The sequence below is a fragment of the Isosphaeraceae bacterium EP7 genome, assembly GCA_038400315.1.
In the GTDB taxonomy this organism is placed as follows: domain Bacteria; phylum Planctomycetota; class Planctomycetia; order Isosphaerales; family Isosphaeraceae; genus EP7.
Genome location: CP151667.1, coordinates 276,040 through 292,166, shown reverse-complemented (window position 1 = coordinate 292,166; position 16,127 = coordinate 276,040). Strand labels below are relative to the sequence as shown.

Sequence of the window (16,127 nt, the reverse complement as noted above, 5' to 3'; positions counted from 1 at the left end):
GCCCGGACGGCCGCCCCTGTCCTGGACATCGTCAAGTTGCCAGGTGGTTCTGACTTTGTCCGGACGGTGGTTCTCGGTCGAGCGGCCTGCTTGCGGTTGACCGAGTCTTCGATCTCGCCTAGAGTGCGCCGACGCAACATGTCGCCGGGCCCGGGGATGGCCCGGTTGGGTCGGTCGACGATCGAACGGCCCACAGGCCTGGCCCGCGGAAAGGATTCCGCCGATGGACCCGAGGATACCGGCCCGGATGGCCCTGGTCGCGCTCCTGGCGACTGCGGGATGCGCCGCGATCAAGCCTGAACGGGGGAGAGAGGCCAAGGACAAGGAGGCCAGGCGCGACGACAAGGTCGCCCAGACCACCGCGTTCGTGTCCTCCTCGCAGTCCGATGCAACCAAAGGGGTCAAGATGCTCGCGCCCAAGCGGTGCGACCTGACCTCGGTCATCCTGACCCGCCCCCTGGACGACCCGCTCCTGGTCAAGACCCTCTGGCAGACCGTCGACGACCAGAGTATCTCGCCGGAGTCCAGGCGGCTGCTCGCCGCCAACGGCATCCGCGCGGGGATCCTCAGCGGCGGCCTCCCGCCCGAGGTCGAGCGGCTGCTCCAGGAACAGACCCCCGTGGCCGAACGCGGGGTCAGGACCACGGTGACCGTGCCCGACGGCTCGCACTACCTGGTCCAGCCCAGCCCGGCCGTCCAGTCGGCCAGCCTGCTCGTCAACCTGGGCGACAGCGCCACCGGCAAGGAATACACCAACGCCAAGGGGATCTTCCGCCTGACCACCCATCAGGATGGCCCCGAAGGCGTGAGCCTCAACTTCCTGCCCGAGGTGCACCACGGCCAGGTCCGCAATGGCTACGCGGCCGCCCCCAACCTGAGCCCCTACGAGCCCGAAGAATTCGTCTTCAAGCAGGGCCAGGACGAGTCCGTCTTCCGCGAACTGGCGATCCATCTGGTCGTCCAGCCCGGCCAGATCGCCATCCTGGGCGCCCTGTCCGACCGCGACCGGAGCCTGGGCGACTTCTTCTTCATCAGCAACGAGGCCAACTCCGACCGCCTGATGCGTTCGGTCGTCCTCATCGAGGGCAAGCCCTCCAACGCCGACGCCTTCGGCCATTCCGCCCCCCCGACCGCGCAGGAAGAGCCCCCCGCGTTCCCGCTATTCAAGGCCCTGAAGCTCGGTCGCGACAAGGACGAAGACAAGCAAGCCGAGACGCCCGAAGCCGAGCCGGCCGGGGACGGGGCCGCAGGCTTGCCCAAGAAGCCCGACTGACGGACGGGGTCCGAACATCAACCGAATGCGGCCGACGGGCGGAGTTGCCCCTCGACGCGTCGAGACCGAAATCGAGCGGGGAGGACGCCATGGATTGGCTCCGAATTCTGGCCGGCGGGAACCAACCACAAGCCCCGGTGTCTGCCAAGCGCTGGGTCGCCCACGACGGGCACGGCGACCTTGCCTCGGCCCCGCATCGTGCCCCGACAACCCGCGAACCGCGGGGGGCGACCTCCATGCCGAACAACTCGAAGATTGTGACGCTTGATGGCTCGGCCGGCGAAGGCGGCGGCCAGATCCTGCGGACGGCTCTGACGCTGTCGATGCTCACCGGGCGTTCCTTTCGCCTGACCGGCGTGCGGGCCAACCGCTCGAATCCCGGGCTTCGACCCCAGCACCTGATGGCCGTCCGGGCCGCCGCAACCCTTTGCAACGCCGATGTGACCGGCGATTCAGTCGGCTCCGCGGACCTGACCTTCCGCCCCGGCACGCTCGACCCGCGTGACCTCGACCTGGATATCGGCACCGCCGGCTCGACAGCCCTCGTGCTCCAGACGCTGCACCTGCCGCTGGCCACCCGCTCCGACCGCGCGGTGCTCCTGCGGCTGAACGGCGGAACCTTCAACGAGGCCGCCCCCAGCGAACCGTTCCTCCTCTCCACCTGGAAGGCCCATCTGGACGCGATCGGCCTGCCGATCGGGTTGACCAGCCCCCGCGCCGGCTTCTACCCCCGAGGCAGCGGCCGACTGGACGCCTGGATCGAGCCCGGACAGCCCAGGGCGATCGTCCTCGACGGCCGGGGCCCGCTGACCAGGATCACCGGCATCGCCGGGGTCGCAGGCCTCGACCGAGGCATCGCCGACCGGCTCAAGGCACAGGCCGAGGCCAGCCTGGCTGACCTGGGGGTCGAGATCGACATCAGGATCATCGAGTGGCAGGCCTCCAGCCCGGGCGCCGCCCTCTCGCTGACCGCGCATCACGGGCCAGACTCCATCCCCGCGACCTTCGTCGGCCTTGGCCGCAGAGGGCTGCCCGCCGAGTCGGTCGCCGGCGACGCGGTCGCCCAGTTGCTCGCGTTCGAAGCCCGCGACGGCGCCGTCGACTCGCACTCGGCCGACCAGATCTTGCTGCCGCTGGCCCTGGCCGAGGGCCGCAGCATCTACAACGTCACCGAGGTGACCGGCCACCTGCGGACCAACGCGAAGACCATCACGGCCTTCCTCGACCGGGCCATCGACATTGAGGAGGCCGGCGACGGCACGGGGCGAGTCGTTATTCGCTGACGCTCGCCGCCGTCCGTCTTCGGATCAAAGGTAGCCCAGGTCGGCCAGGCGCTGCTGGATCGCGGCGTCTTCCTCGTCGCTGTAGGCCATCGCCTCGGCCGGCTGGCCGGCTTCCTCGCCGTCGTGGTCCGGGGTCGAGGCATCAACACCCCTGACCACCGCGGGGTCGAGAATCTCGGTGATCACTCGCCCGTCCATGTCGGCCGGCACCGGCACGCCCAGCAGGTGCAGCACCGTCGGCGCGACGTCCATCAGGGTCGCGCCCACGGGCTCGGCGCCTTTGCGGAACGCGGGGCCCGAGGCGACGATCACCCCTTCCATCCGGTGGTCGCCCGTCGGCCCGAACGCCGGTGAGATCAGCTTGTTGGTCGTGAAGTCATACAGCCCGATCGTCCGGTAGCGCCAGTCTCCCAGGACCACGGTCAGGTCGGGCGCCAGCCCCGAGTTGGGCCCGTCGTACAGGTCTTCGCGCTCGTAGACCTTCTCGACCAAGGGCTCGCCGGTCTCGGGATGGGGGATCTCCAGGAGCCCGGCCTTCAGGTCGTCGAGCAGCGGCCTGACATCCTCAGGGTTCACGCAACCCTGCGGCTGGCGGCCTTTCTGGTTGACGAAGATCTGGCCGAAGTTCCCCTGCGTGTACGCCTTCGTCTTCGACCAGTCGATGTGCCGCTTCGACAGGAACCCGGCCTCGGCAACCCGCTCCAGCGGGCTCATCTGCTTGCCCCGGAACCGGCTCACCCGCTGCGAGGCCCCGCCCCATTTCGACATCAACCCATAGAACCACTCGGGGGTGATCCCCCGATCGTAGAAGAACCGCTTCTGCTTGACGTAGAACGAATCCTGCAGCGCAATGTCGCCGCGCTGGAGCAGCCAGACATTGAAGTTGACGTACCACTCGACCGGCCCGAAGCCGTGGTCGCTCATCAGGATCAGGGCCGTGTCGGCCGGCAGCGCGGCCTCGATGCGGCCGATCCCGTCGTCGAGCCGCTTCCAGAAGTCGATGAAGCCGTCGCGGATCGCCGACAGGTCGCGCCCCTTGGCCAGCATGTGGGTGGGGTCCCAGGCATGCCAGAGCTCGTGCTGGATCCGGTCGGTCGCCATCAGATCGTACATGAACAAGTCCCAGTCGCACCGCCTGGCGAGGAACTCGACGGACTTGAGATGGTGCTCCAGGAAGTCGGTCAGATCGGCCAGGGCGGCGGCCTCGTTGCCGCCGTCGTGCACGGTGGTCGACCAGGGGCGGTAAGGGCCCACTTCCTTCTGGAGCTCGTCGAAGAGGGCCTTGTCGCTGGCGAAGTCGGGGGCGTTGGCCGGGCTGAGGAAGTCGCCCAGGTAGAACCCGGGGGCCGACCGCGCCGGGTAGCTCATGGGCACGCCGCCGGCGACGGTGAGCTTGCCGTGGCGGCCTGCGACCTCCCAGACCAGATCGGCCTTGATGGCCCTGGACGAGTTGACCCGGCCGCCCATGGGGTCGTGGCTGTACTCCAGGAACTCGAAGATCCCGTGCTTGCCCGAGTTCTTGCCGGTCATCACGCCGGTCCAGGCCACGGGGCTCAGCGGCGGGAAGATCGACGAGAGCGTCCCCGAGGCGCCGGCCCCCTTCAGCCGGGCCAGGTTCGGCAGGTCGCCGGCTTCGATCAGCGGATTGAGCACGTCCCAGGTGGCACCATCAAGGCCCAGCACGAACACCTTCATGATGCGCAGTCCCTATTTCTCCGCCGGCCAGCCCGACGTCTCGAACCCGAAGCCGTTGCGGACGGCCCACGGCCCGCCCACTCGCCTCGCACCGAACCAGGGTAAACCAAAGCGACGCACGGGGTAAACCTCGAATCGGCCGCCACGCCGGGCGCGCGAAAGCGACCGGCACACCCGATGGCATGCCGGTCGCTTTCGTCGATGTCAGAGCGGGGTCGGGCCGCCGATCAATAAGCGTCGGCGCTGATGACCTCGCCGCCGGCCCTGGTGCCGAGGGCCCACCAGGTCTGCTGGTTGACGGTATCCTTGACGAACCGGACCGAGCCGTCGGCCAGCGCGATGTTCACGCCGCCAGCGTGGTTGCTGGTGGGCGGGGCCGAGCCGAAGACGTCCTGGCCGTAAGTGCCCCAGGGGTTGTTCGAGCACGACCGGGTGTTCGGCGTGCCGACGTGGTTGAACATCGAGAAATTGACGTACCTGGGGTAGGACTGGTACCAGTCGCCGCGGGACCCACCGACGCCGATGGTGCTGGGCGGCAACGCCTTGCAGGCGTTGATGAGGGCCATCGCAGCTTCGCCGGTCATGGCCGGGTTGTTCAGGCCGGTCTCGAAGTGGACCCGCTTCCAGTTGTTCGGGTTGCTGTCGCCGGCCGTCACCGACGACGGCGTGCTGTGGCCGGTGAGCACTTCGCTCCAGAGTGACGTGTTGCTCGTGCCGTCCGTCAGCGCGGCAATCTTCAGCACGCCGCTCTGGTAGTTCGGGCTGATGTCCCAGTCATTCGTCGGGATGAACGTCCCGGTGAAGCCGCCCAGGGCGAAGGGGCCGCCGGCATTGCCGACGTAGTTGCTCATGGTCACCCGGCGCATCGGGGAATCGGACGGGCAGAGGTAACCGGCAACCTGGGTGTTGAACACGGTCGTGTTCTGGGCGTAGTACCCGGAGCCCGAGGCGTTGGGCTGGACCGCGCCCACGTTGTACGCATTCCAGAGCGTGCTCTGCTCGACGAAGGGCAGCAGGCTCAGAAAGCCCGACGGCCCCCAACCCCAGCTATCAATGGGCGAGGGGATGAGCACCGACGGAATCAGCGCGCTATGCGTGCTCAGGTAATTATGAGCGGCCAGCCCGAGCTGCTTCAGGTTGTTGGTGCACTGGACGCGGCGGGCGGCCTCGCGGGCGCTCTGCACGGCCGGAAGCAGCAGCGCGATCAGGACGGCGATGATGGAGATGACGACGAGCAATTCGATCAGCGTGAAGCCACGGCGGAGGGAACGTCGCATGGGGCAATGTCCTTCAGTGCTCGCGATGATCGCGGGCGATATCGAGGAGGGCGGTTATGGGCGGAGTTGGGGCGGGATTGGGCGGTGCGTCAACGCACCGGGGGCGGCGCGACCATCGATCCGCGGGCTTTCGCCTTGGCGCTCAACGGGGCGTTGAGCTCTTCCTTGGTGAATTGATGGACCTTGTGGAGGGTGTTCTCGGGGCCCGCTTGCGGCGCATTGTTGCAACCCGATCCCGCGACAAATGCGACGACCAGGGGCGCAATGAGGGAGGCGGATGTGCGGAGGGAGGGCATCCAGGAACCTCGGATCAGATTGTGTGGGGAACGAAATGGGCGAGGAGGGATGGAAGCGGGTGGGAAATGCCGGGGCCCCCGAGGAATGGGGGCCGAGCGGCGACCGAATCAGCCGACGAGCGACGGCTGATTGACTGATGGCATCACTTATACCCAATCACTATCCCGGCTGCAATGAAATTCCTAATTCTGGGGCAATCGCCGGATCGTCCCGGCGAAAACTTACACGCTTTGCCTGTCATGAGATTGAGATACATATTATGGCTTGGCAGACGTAGCGGCCGGCAGCGAACGGATCTCGACGTCGCGGAAATCGACCTCCGCCGCCTCGATCTCCAGCGCGATCCTCCCGCGCGTGATCGGCCTCGACTCGCCCGGCTTGGAGGGGTCCTCGACGAGCCGAACTTTCACGGCGCGATTGACGACCGTCCCGTTGAGGATGTGCGTCGTGCTGTCGCCGCTCACGATGATCTCGGCGGTGTTCCAGCCCTCAACCTCGATCGGGCCGGGCAGACGGCCCTGGTACGCGATCCCCTTGCCCCCCATCACGCGGACCTCGCCGCCGCGGTCGGCCGGCATGAAGGTGGGGATCTCGGCCGTCAGCGTCTTCGGGTCGGTCCAGGTGTCGACCTGGAATTGATCCAGCGCGATCAGGTCGCCCACGTCGGTCTGCTGCACCTGGAACTGGAGCGACCTGGGCCAGACCGCGTCTTTCCCGAGAATATGATAATACAAGCCCGCGTCACGCTTGAGCTTCAGGCGGGGCTCGAACTGCTTCTTGCCCCAGCGGTACTTGAACCGAAAATGATAGTCTCCATATTCATCATTTGTACCGATATATCCCATCACGACCTTGCTTCCATGTTCTGCATTCTTATACAGACGGATCATGCCATCTTCGATCGTGATGACATGATCCGGATCTTTGTCCTTGCCATGAACCTGGAGGAACGTATACCATCCGGTCAGGTCCCGGCCGTTGAACAGGGGCTTCCAGCCCTCGTCGGCCCCCGCGGGCTCCTGCGCCTGGGCGACGAGCATCAGGGCCGCCGCGATCGTCGTGGAGATCATCGATTGGAGATCCATGGTGAGAGGATTGGCGGGAACGCTCAGGGCGACTTGAGATAGGCGATCACGTCGGCCAGGCCCTGTGCCCCGAGGGCTTCTTCGAGCCCCTCGGGCATCAGGGTCCGCCCACTGGGCCGCATCGCCTCGACTTCGGAGCGGAGGACCGACTGCTCGACCCCCTCGGCGGCCCGCAGCTTGAGGCTCGAGCCCGTCTCCTCGACCAGCAGTCCCGAGAGGGTCTGGCCCCGCTTGGTGACGACGAGGAAGGCGACGAACTCGGCCGAGACGTCGGCATTGGGGTCGAGGATATCCTTGAGCAAGGCCGGTGCCGGCCGTCCCGCCACGCCGGACAGATCGGGGCCCACGCGGGCCCCACGTCCCTGGCGCTGGTGGCAGGTCAGGCAGTTTTTCGCGAACAGCTCGCCGCCGCGTCGGGCGTCGCCGCCCAGGTTCAGGGTCGGCTGGAAGGCCCGGACCACCGCGGCTCGATCCGGCGGGGTCGAGCCGGCGAGCAACGCCTCGACCCGACCGCGAAGCTTGGTGTCGGGCGTCAGCCGCAGGGCGTCGCGGTCGGCAGGCGACAGCTCCGTCAGGGCGATCGTGTCGGCCTCGATCGCGTCGACCAGGACCGAGGCCAGCGGCACCGAGCGGGTCAAGGAGGCCAGGACCTCGCGCCGGACGCGGGTGGAGAGCCCCGCCCATTCCGCCAGGATCGTCGTGGCCAGGCCGGGCGAGTCGACCTCGCCGATCGATCGGGCGGCGGCCGACTGCACCGAGTCGGGCTGGCCGGCGCGGAGCAGCGAGGGGACGACCGAGGAGGCTGCCTCGGGGCGGCAAAGGGCCAGCACGGCGAGCGCCCGGGCGCGTGCCTCGGGAGCCGCGTCAGCCGAGGCGACGACTTCGGCCGAGCGGTCGAGTAGGGCTTCGATCCCTGCGAATCCGGCGTCTTCGGACATTCGCAATCGCAGCGGCTTGCCGGCTCGGGCCAGGCCGTCGGACAGCCCGGACAACAGCGCGAGCCGGCCGTCGACCGAGGACTCTCCCGCACCGGGGGTCAACCGCGCGGCCAGCGCCCGGACCTCGTCGGGCCGATCGCTGGCCCCGACGATCGAGGCCGCCATCGCCAGCATCCGGCCCTGGTCGGGGTCGGCCGAGGCCAGCCAGCCGGGCTTCGCCTCGATCAACGCCTGCAAGAATGTCCAGGCCGTCCGGCGCAACCCGCTCAGCACCGCCAGGCGTGCCCACTCGTCGCCCGAGTCCCGCGCGGCCACCCGCGCCAGCGCCGCCGGAACGCGTGCGTCGTCCAGATCACCCAGCGCGATCGCCGCCCGCATCCGGACCCTGATCTCGGGGTCGTCGGCCGCCTTGATCAAGGCGTCAGCCAGCCCACGGCGGCCGGCCGCAAGCCTGGCGGCGGCCTCGCGCACTCCGGCCGAAGGATCGGCGAGCGCACCGGACAGCGAGGCGTCATCGAGCGATCCCAGGCCGTCAAGCGTCCAGAGGGCATGGGCACGGCCTAGCGGGGTCTTACCGCCCGCCGCCAGCTCGACCAGCGCCGGGACCGCCGCCGTGTCGTGCCGTTCGACGATCAGCCTCTGGGCCGTGTCACGCCACCAGCCGTCGGGGTGCGACAGCGCGGCGACGAGTTCGGTGGTCGGGGCCTTGCCCAGGCGGGGCAGGGTGCCGGCCATCGAGTCCCGCCTGGCGATGCGCCAGAGTCGGCCTCGGTTGTTCCAGCGGCGGAAGTCGACCGACTTGCGCAGGTCCTCGGGCACGAACTGCGGGTGCTCGACCATCTCGCGGTAGAAGTCGACCACGTACAGGGCCCCGTCGGGCCCGTTCGCCAGGTTCACAGGCCGGAACGAGGGGTCGGTCGACGCCAGGAACTCGCGGTCGGGCTCTGCTCTTCGTGCCAGGAAGGTCGCCCCGCGCGGCTCCAGGATCCGCCGCTGCACCAGGTTCGTCAGGGACTCGCAGACGAATGCGTTGCCGCGATAGCCCTCTCCCAGCGCACCGCCGCGGGCGATCGTCGGGCCGCAGCTCGCGTTGAAGTAGGCGGTCGATTCGCGGTTGAAGGTGGTCGGCGACGGGCTAATGGGGAAGACCCGGCCGCCGTCGGCGGGGTCGAGGATCGGCGCAACGGTCGACGACTCGGCCAGGTAGGGGTTGCGAGCCAGCGTGGCCTCTTCGAGCACGACGTGGCGGACCGGGATCGTGTTCCAGGACGGGAAGCGGTTGCCCCAATCGTCGCGGGGCAGGCCGAACTGGCTGAATCCCGAGATGAGCTGGACCTCACCGGTGTCGGGCCTGAAGCGGAAGTCATGCCGGCCGAGGGCCAGGGCCTTGTCGGCCGGATCGCCCGGTCGACGAATCAGGCCGTCGCTGCGGCCGTTGGCGGCGTACACCCAGTTGTCGGCCCCCCAGCTCAGCCCGTTCACGCGGAGCTGCTGGTTCCCCTCAACGAAGCCCGTCAGCACCACGCGGCGCTCATCGGCCACGCCGTCGCCGTCATTGTCCTTGACGAAGACGATGTCGGGGGCGGCGGTGACCAGCACCCCTCCCGCCCAGGGCAGGAGGCCGCTCGGGAAGTTCAGCCCATCGGCATAGGTCGTGACGATCTCGTATCGGCCATCGCCGTCGCGATCTTCCAGCCGGCGGACCTTGCCCGACTTCGGGCCGACCGGGTAGTCGGTCATCTCGGCGACGAAGAGCGCCCCGTCGGCGTCCCAGGCCACGGCCACCGGGCTGGCGATGTCGGGCTCGGCGGCGACCAGGCCGATCGTCAGGTCGGGGTCGGCCAGCCGCAGGGTCGCCCGCTCGTCGGCCGGCGAGAGGGGCCCGGTCGGGGCTGGCCCCTCGGCCGAAAGGGCCGCGACCCAGCCCAAGGGAAGCAAGGCGACCGCCCCGACGACGAGGAGTCGACGGGCGGGACGAGGCGCATACCACATCATTGAGATTCCATCGGTCTCGAGGTCTGAACCCGCGTCCATACCCCCGCGTTCAGCGGGCCTTGGCCTCGTCGTGGAGCTGATTCAGCAGCCCGATGGCCTCGTCGACGATCATCTCGCCGGTGCCCGGCGGCACGAAGCTGTGAAGGCCGGTCCAGGTCTGGTAACCGCCAAGCTCGTGCCCCTTGCGGTCGGGCACATAGCCGATGTAGTCATTGGCCAGCTCGAAGACATAGGTGTGCCGGAACGGCGAGCGCCGCTTGATGTCCTGGCCCAGCACGGTGAAGAACTCGGCGGGCACGCCGACGATGGCGGTGTCTCCCACCCGGATTGCCTGGACCCAGGTCTTGCGCTCCTGCCCCTTCAGGGGTGCCAGCTCCTTGCGCATGGATCGGAAGACGTCGACGACGGATTGGGCGGCCTTGGCATCCTTCACCTTGTGCGCCTCGTACGCCACCACGGCGGCGTCGTCCTTGGCCTCGTCGAAGTCGCGCACCTTGACGGTGATCTCCTTGCGGATCCCCTTCACCACACCGACCGGGCTGGGGGTCGCCTTGGCCAGGGTGTCGCGCACCGCCTGCTTGATGCGGATGGTCATCTCGGCGGCTTTCAGGTCGAGGTTGTGGGTCGAGCCCGAGGCGCCTTCGAAGAACAGGACGGTCCCCCCTTCGGCGTCTTCCAGCTCCTGCGCGGCCAGGCCGTAGAACGCCGGGGAACGCTTGCCGGGCGTCTTCCCGCCGATGGTGTGGGTGGAGTGGTTGAACATGAGGGCTTCGAGCGACCCGTCCTTGCGGCGGAAGGCCCAGACGGGAAGCTCGGGGTCGAACGGGCCGGTGGGCCGCAGGACGTCATCCAACGCGCCGACCCAGAAGATCATCCCGTTGGACAGGAGGAGCCGGCTGTTGCGGCCGACGGATGACTCCTCGCCCTGGCGAAACTCCATCGTCACGGGCGTCAGCCGTTTGTCAGCCGCGATGGCCGCCTCGACCGCCCGGTCCCCCACCTGTTGGGTGAAGGCCTCTTCGCGTGTATATCCGTGGATGGTCACCGTCGTGGGGGCGTGGTGCGTGTGCGTCGCGTTGATCAGGATGTTGTCGAACGGGATGCCGGTGGCCTTCTCGATCGCGCGAGCGGAGCGGTCCAGCACGTCGCGATTGACCATCAGCACGTCGCACTCCACCAGCGCGACCTTTGCCCCCTTGGGGTCCTGGATCACGACGGCCGAGGCCCGCAGCCTCCCCTCCTGGCCCTTGACCTTGTACGGGCCGATCCCGCCGCCGATCACCAGCGAGTCGTCCGCGACCAGGTCCACGGCCGCGGCGCCGGCCATCAGCTCGCCGGCTTCGGCGTGGGCGAAAGGGCCGACAGAGCCCAGGAGGATCCCAATTGCCGCGAGGTTCCGTCGCATCATCGCCGTCATCTCCGCAGATTCACACGGCGCCGGCCCGGGGCCGGCGTTTCGGGAATTCCATAGTTTAAGCCGGGCGGCGGCGCGAAGCCGCCCCCCAGGCGGGAAAGGTCGCGGATCGCGCGGCTCAGGAGGCTGGCGAAGGCACCGGGTTGATCGCCTTGGGCGTGGCAACCTTCTTCCCCGACTTGCGTATCCGGGCTAGCTCGGCGGGCGTCTGCCCCAGTGGAGGCGCGGGGGGCATGGTGCCCGGAGGCAGGTTCTTGGGCGTCCCGGTCAAGCGGTCTTCCGATCCGCAGCCGAGGAGCGTCGAGACCAGGAACAAGGCTGCGAACCGCGCGATTGGGCGTCGCATAGAGTTCATCTCTGGAGGTGAGGGTTCGGACGCGAGGGCGACGCCGGGCGAACAGCCGAAAGACTCGCGGCTTCCGAGGGCGAACAGACTCAGTAGGAGTCGGAGCTGATGACCTCGCCCAGCCCGCGACTGCCCAGGGCCCACCAGGTCGGCAAGGCGATGGTGTCCTTGATGAACCGGACGGAGCCGTCGGCCATGGCGACGTTCACGCCGCCGGGGTGGTTGCTGCTGGACGCCGCCGAGCCGGCCGGCCCGACGAACTGGACGTAGGGAATGTCGCCGGCGTTGCCGCATTGCAGGCTGTTCGGCCCGTTGACGTGCATGTAATTCACCAGGCTGACGTGCGTCGGATAAGCCAGCAGCCAGTTGTAGCCCAGGTAGACCGATGCGGTGCCGTTGGCCACCGTCGTGTTGGGCAGGCTCTTGCAGCTCATCGCGAACTGGGTCGCGCCGGCGGCCCCGGTGTTGATCTTCGAGGAGTCGGTTCCGGGGAAGATCACGCGTTTGGCGTTGGGCGAGTTGGGCGTGATCGGGGCGGCGCTGGCGTTCGTCCCGATCCCGATGAGGTGCTCGCTGAAGACGGCGGTGTTGGACGTGCCGTCGGTGATCGACGAGATGCGGACGAGGCCGGCCCCTCCCCCCCAGCCGGTCGTTCCGATATCGCCGTTAAGCTTCAGATCCTTCGGCGGGATGATCGTGCCGCTATACGCCATGATCTGGCCGGGACCGCCGAAATTCCCCACATAGCTGATCGACGCCCAGGGGTAGCCGGGTCGCTGGCCGATGCTCTCCGAGGGGCAGAGCAGCGACGCCACCTGGGTGTATCCCGCGGTGGTCGCCTGATAGCCGTAGTTACCCTGCCAGAAGTTCATCGAGTCATAAAGCGGCGACTGCTCGAGCTGGGGCAGGATGGCGACCGCCCAGGACCAGGAGAAGCCCGAGTCCTGGGTCTCGGAGGTGTTGTAATTGCACTGCATGGGCATCGTTTCATACGTCGCGATGTAATTTTGTGCCGCCAGGCCGAGCTGCTTCAAGTTGTTGATGCATTGGGCGCGGCGGGCGGCCTCGCGGGCGCTCTGCACGGCGGGCAGCAGCAACGCGATCAGGACGGCGATGATCGAGATGACGACGAGGAGCTCGATCAGGGTGAATCCACGAGTCCGGCGCATCGATGGGATCCTCGAGTGAGAAGCCGCGGGCAGGGGGTGGGAGCGGGCGTGCGGGAGGGAGAGGAGGCGGGGCAAGATCCGAATGAAGGCAACGTGTCGGAATTCGGAAGAATTCCGGCCAGTTGCCGCGCAAGATACAGCGTTCCGTTTACATATGCCAGAAGATTTCTGGCTTTTCTCACCTCACAGAAACTCACCGCGATGAGGACGTTCAGTCGCCCCTGATGACGGCAAAGGACCGGGCGGTCGCGCGGCCCCTCCGAGGGAAGCGCAGCGCAAGGAAAAGCGACCGAACCCACGGCCAATGGCCGCCCGATCCGATCGCTTTTTCATGCATCTCGATTGATTGAATCGAGGCGACGTCAGACCGACGCGGCGGTGTACAGCGGCTCGATGCGCTCGCCGGTGCAGATCCGCAGCGGGCGGCCCAGGCGGTCGCGCACTTCGGAGGCGGGATCGACGCCCAGGGCGCCATAGATCGTCGCGGCAAGGTCGGTCGGGCTGAAGGCGCGGGTGACGGGGAAGGCGCCCATCTTGTCCGACTTGCCGATGACCTGACCGCCCACCACGCCGCCGCCGGCGAAGACGGCCGGGAAGACCGCCGGCCAGTGGTCGCGGCCCGGCACGGCGCCCGGCGTCAGCTCGGCGATCTTCGGCGTCCGGCCGAACTCGCCCAGCAGCACCACCAGGGTGTCGTCCAGCATCCCGCGCACTTCCAGGTCGTCCAGCAGGGCCGAGACCGCGCGGTCCAGCGGCGGCAGCAGGGCGTTCTTCAGTCGGGGGAAGTTGTCGGTGTGCGTGTCCCAGGTCTGCACAATTCCCATCGTCGCCTGCACGATCGGCACACCGGCCTCGACCAGGCGGCGGGCCATCAGCAGCGACCTGCCGAAGAGGTGGCGGCCGTAGCGGTCGAGTTGCTTCGGGTCTTCGCGCTCGAGGTCGAGCGCCTTGCCCACCCGGCCGCTGGAGAGCATGGCCAGCGCGGCGTCTTGCTGGTCGACGAAGGCGTCGCCCGCGGGCATCGGCGCCGCCTGGCTCATCAGGTGGCGGCGGCGGTGCAGGCGTGGGCTGTCCAGCCCTTCGGCCAGCGACAGGCTGTCGTCGCGTGATTCGGGCTTGTTGGGGTCGATCTTGAGCTGCCAGGGGTCGTGCCGCGAGCCGAGGAACCCGGCGTCCTGGCCGGGCCAGGTCAGCGGCCCTTCCACCAGCCTGACCGGCAGCGCAACGCCGTTGGGAACCCCCTCGCCCCGGCTCCCGCCCATGCTGTCGAGCACCGCGCCATAGCAGGGGAAGTCGTCGCGAGACGCCACACGGTCCAGGTCGCTCGCCCCGCGCGGGCTGCTCACCTGGCCGGTCAGCACCCGGTGCACCGCCAGCAGGTGGTTCCCCTCGGGGTGCGACATCGTCCTGACGATCGCCAGCTTCTTGGCCTGCGAGGCGAGGCCCGGCAGGTGCTCGCACATCTGGATGCCCGGCACGGCCGTGTCGATCGGCTTGAACTCGCCTCGGATCCCCTCGGGGGCGTCGGGCTTCATGTCGAACGAGTCGTGCTGGCCCAGCCCGCCGCTCATCAGGATCAGGATCACCGACTTGGGCCGGCCCCCTTTGCCCGTCGCTGCACTGGCCCCGCGCGCCGCCAGCAGGCCGGGCAAACCCAGCCCTAGGTAGCCAGAACAGCCGACCTGAACGAACGAACGACGAGTCAGCAGGTTGCCCCCGCCGCGGAGGAAGTCAGGTCGGGCCATCGGATCAGCTCCTGAACCAAGGTCGCCCCGTCGGCTCTCCCGCCGGGCGCGCTCACCACTCGAAGTTTAACATTTGCCGGCAAAACATCCAGGCCCATCTCAGGCTCGCCATCATCCACCCAAGGAATCAGGGATGAATTTTCGCCACATTCAGGCCAGGATCTCGGAGATCGGTTCGCCGCCGTGGGCGATGTGGATCGGCCGGCCGGTGAGGTCCGGCAGCATCAGGGTCGGGTCGATGCCCAGGAGCTGGTACATGGTCGCCACCAGGTCGCCGGGCGTCACCGGCCGGTCCCTCGGCAGTCCGCCCATGCGGTCGCTGGAGCCGACGACGCAGCCCTCCTTCACGCCACCGCCGAGAAGCAGCGCGAAGCCGCACTGCGGCCAGTGGTCGCGGCCCCCTTTGCCGTTCACCTTGGGCGAACGCCCCATCTCGCCCATCACGACGACGAGCGTGCTGTCCAGCAGGCCTCGGGTCTCGAGGTCTTCCAGCAGTGGCGTGACGATCTCGTCGAGGTTGGGCAGGTTGAAATCTTGCAGCATCGAGAAATTCTTCTCGTGCGCGTCCCAGTGGCCCGCGCCCCGAGACTCGGTGGTCACCGCCACGAACGGCACCTCGGCCTCGACCAACTTGCGGGCGACCAGCATGCTCGTGCCGAACAGCGAGGTCCCGTAGCGAGCCCGCGTGGCCTCGGTCTCCCGGCTCAGGTCGAAGGCGGCGCGGGCTCGGCTGGAGGTGATCAGCTCCATCGCCTTGGCCCGGACGTGGTCCATCGCGACGAACTCGCGCGACCGATCCAGGACCGACAGGTGCCTGTCCATCTCCCCCAGCAGGCTGCTCCGGCCGCTCAGGCGGATGGGGGTCAGGCCGGGCATCTCGTCCAACGAGGGGAGCCGAGGCTCCCCCTTGGGCGAGATCGGGTTGTAGAACTCGGCATCCTGGTTGAACTCGCGGTCGAACTTCGGGTCGCACCCCGAGAACATCGGGTCGAACTGGCCGCCGAGGTAGCCCCCATACGGCCCGGCCCGGCGCAAGCCCTGGCTGTACCCGGGGTGGGACGGCAGGAAGACCGACGCGGGCAGGTCGCGCGGGCCCAGCCCCTGCTGCTGGCAGACGGCCGCCACGCCCGGATGGTCGCTGCGCTTGGCGTAATAATTCTCGCGGTCGTCGCCGCCGGTGAAGCCCGTCAGCATCGCGTACGGGTTGTGGCTGTTGTAGCCGTGCGTCACCGACCGGATGAGCGAGGCCTTGTGCATCCACTTCGCCAGCTTCGGCATGTGCTCGCAGATCGAGACGCCGGGCAGGCTGGTGGAGATGGCCTTGAACGGCCCGCGGACCTCCGCCGGCGCATCGGGCTTCATGTCGAACGTGTCGATGTGGCTGGGCCCGCCGAACAGGTTCACCAGGACGATCGACTTGGCCCGTCCGCTCCGTGGAGCCGGGGCCAGTTGTCGAGCCTGCAAGAGCCTCGGCAGAGTCATCGAGCCGAACAGCGAGAGCCCGCCGACCCGCAGCACTTCGCGCCTGGTGGCACCGTCACAGGCCCGCACGGGGCGGCCCCCAGAAATCGAGAGCATGGCGTCTCCCTCCTCGTCGATGGAGGCCCCGG

General features: G+C 68.3%; 12 protein-coding genes. 2 read left to right on the top strand and 10 right to left on the bottom strand.

What is annotated here, in order from left to right; translation table 11 throughout:
* Positions 1-223: 223 nt before the first annotated feature.
* Positions 224-1,273, top strand: a complete 1,050-nt coding sequence (locus EP7_RS01150) for a hypothetical protein (RefSeq protein WP_463525716.1) — start codon at positions 224-226, stop codon at positions 1,271-1,273.
* Between the two features lie 89 nt (positions 1,274-1,362).
* Complete coding sequence (rtcA, locus tag EP7_RS01145; RefSeq protein WP_463525715.1) at positions 1,363-2,556, top strand: RNA 3'-terminal phosphate cyclase; 1,194 nt, start codon at positions 1,363-1,365, stop codon at positions 2,554-2,556.
* Positions 2,557-2,580: 24 nt separating this feature from the next.
* Here rtcA and EP7_RS01140 read toward each other — a convergent pair whose 3' ends face one another.
* The 10 genes from EP7_RS01140 to EP7_RS01095 all read right to left on the bottom strand — a co-directional run bounded on the left by EP7_RS01140 (position 2,581) and on the right by EP7_RS01095 (position 16,095).
* Entirely contained in the window at positions 2,581-4,251 is a 1,671-nt protein-coding gene (locus EP7_RS01140; protein WP_463525714.1) for an alkaline phosphatase family protein, read from the bottom strand.
* A gap of 227 nt (positions 4,252-4,478) precedes the next feature.
* On the bottom strand, positions 4,479-5,528 hold the full coding sequence (locus tag EP7_RS01135; RefSeq protein WP_463525713.1) for a DUF1559 family PulG-like putative transporter: 1,050 nt from the start codon (positions 5,526-5,528) through the stop codon (positions 4,479-4,481).
* A gap of 89 nt (positions 5,529-5,617) precedes the next feature.
* Complete coding sequence (locus EP7_RS01130; RefSeq protein ID WP_463525712.1) at positions 5,618-5,824, bottom strand: hypothetical protein; 207 nt, start codon at positions 5,822-5,824, stop codon at positions 5,618-5,620.
* A 258-nt stretch (positions 5,825-6,082) separates the two neighbouring features.
* Entirely contained in the window at positions 6,083-6,895 is an 813-nt protein-coding gene (locus EP7_RS01125) for a 3-keto-disaccharide hydrolase (protein ID WP_463525711.1), read from the bottom strand.
* Positions 6,896-6,933: 38 nt separating this feature from the next.
* A complete protein-coding gene (locus EP7_RS01120) occupies positions 6,934-9,840 on the bottom strand; it encodes a PVC-type heme-binding CxxCH protein (RefSeq protein ID WP_463525710.1) in 2,907 nt (968 codons plus the stop codon).
* Positions 9,841-9,892: 52 nt separating this feature from the next.
* Positions 9,893-11,251, bottom strand: a complete 1,359-nt coding sequence (locus EP7_RS01115; protein ID WP_463525709.1) for a hypothetical protein — start codon at positions 11,249-11,251, stop codon at positions 9,893-9,895.
* Positions 11,252-11,375: 124 nt separating this feature from the next.
* Positions 11,376-11,603 (bottom strand): hypothetical protein, encoded by a 228-nt coding sequence (locus EP7_RS01110; RefSeq protein WP_463525708.1) that lies wholly within the window; start codon positions 11,601-11,603, stop codon positions 11,376-11,378.
* Positions 11,604-11,692: 89 nt separating this feature from the next.
* Positions 11,693-12,772 carry a DUF1559 family PulG-like putative transporter gene (locus tag EP7_RS01105; protein ID WP_463525707.1) on the bottom strand — a complete coding sequence of 360 codons (1,080 nt, stop codon included), beginning with the start codon at positions 12,770-12,772 and terminating at the stop codon, positions 11,693-11,695.
* Between the two features lie 362 nt (positions 12,773-13,134).
* Positions 13,135-14,517 (bottom strand): DUF1501 domain-containing protein, encoded by a 1,383-nt coding sequence (locus tag EP7_RS01100; protein WP_463525706.1) that lies wholly within the window; start codon positions 14,515-14,517, stop codon positions 13,135-13,137.
* A gap of 150 nt (positions 14,518-14,667) precedes the next feature.
* A complete protein-coding gene (locus EP7_RS01095; RefSeq protein WP_463525705.1) occupies positions 14,668-16,095 on the bottom strand; it encodes a DUF1501 domain-containing protein in 1,428 nt (475 codons plus the stop codon).
* Positions 16,096-16,127: the final 32 nt, after the last annotated feature.

Bases quoted from the DNA above. Each gene is read 5' to 3' on its own strand.
- EP7_RS01105 (WP_463525707.1), bottom strand. From the start codon at position 12,772: ATGCGCCGGACTCGTGGATTCACCCTGATCGAGCTCCTCGTCGTCATC.
- EP7_RS01115 (WP_463525709.1), bottom strand. From the start codon at position 11,251: ATGATGCGACGGAACCTCGCGGCAATTGGGATCCTCCTGGGCTCTGTC.
- EP7_RS01125 (WP_463525711.1), bottom strand. From the start codon at position 6,895: ATGATCTCCACGACGATCGCGGCGGCCCTGATGCTCGTCGCCCAGGCG.
- EP7_RS01120 (WP_463525710.1), bottom strand. From the start codon at position 9,840: ATGTGGTATGCGCCTCGTCCCGCCCGTCGACTCCTCGTCGTCGGGGCG.
- EP7_RS01095 (WP_463525705.1), bottom strand. From the start codon at position 16,095: ATGCTCTCGATTTCTGGGGGCCGCCCCGTGCGGGCCTGTGACGGTGCC.
- EP7_RS01135 (WP_463525713.1), bottom strand. From the start codon at position 5,528: ATGCGACGTTCCCTCCGCCGTGGCTTCACGCTGATCGAATTGCTCGTC.
- EP7_RS01150 (WP_463525716.1), top strand. From the start codon at position 224: ATGGACCCGAGGATACCGGCCCGGATGGCCCTGGTCGCGCTCCTGGCG.
- EP7_RS01130 (WP_463525712.1), bottom strand. From the start codon at position 5,824: ATGCCCTCCCTCCGCACATCCGCCTCCCTCATTGCGCCCCTGGTCGTC.
- EP7_RS01100 (WP_463525706.1), bottom strand. From the start codon at position 14,517: ATGGCCCGACCTGACTTCCTCCGCGGCGGGGGCAACCTGCTGACTCGT.
- EP7_RS01110 (WP_463525708.1), bottom strand. From the start codon at position 11,603: ATGCGACGCCCAATCGCGCGGTTCGCAGCCTTGTTCCTGGTCTCGACG.
- EP7_RS01140 (WP_463525714.1), bottom strand. From the start codon at position 4,251: ATGAAGGTGTTCGTGCTGGGCCTTGATGGTGCCACCTGGGACGTGCTC.
- rtcA (WP_463525715.1), top strand. From the start codon at position 1,363: ATGGATTGGCTCCGAATTCTGGCCGGCGGGAACCAACCACAAGCCCCG.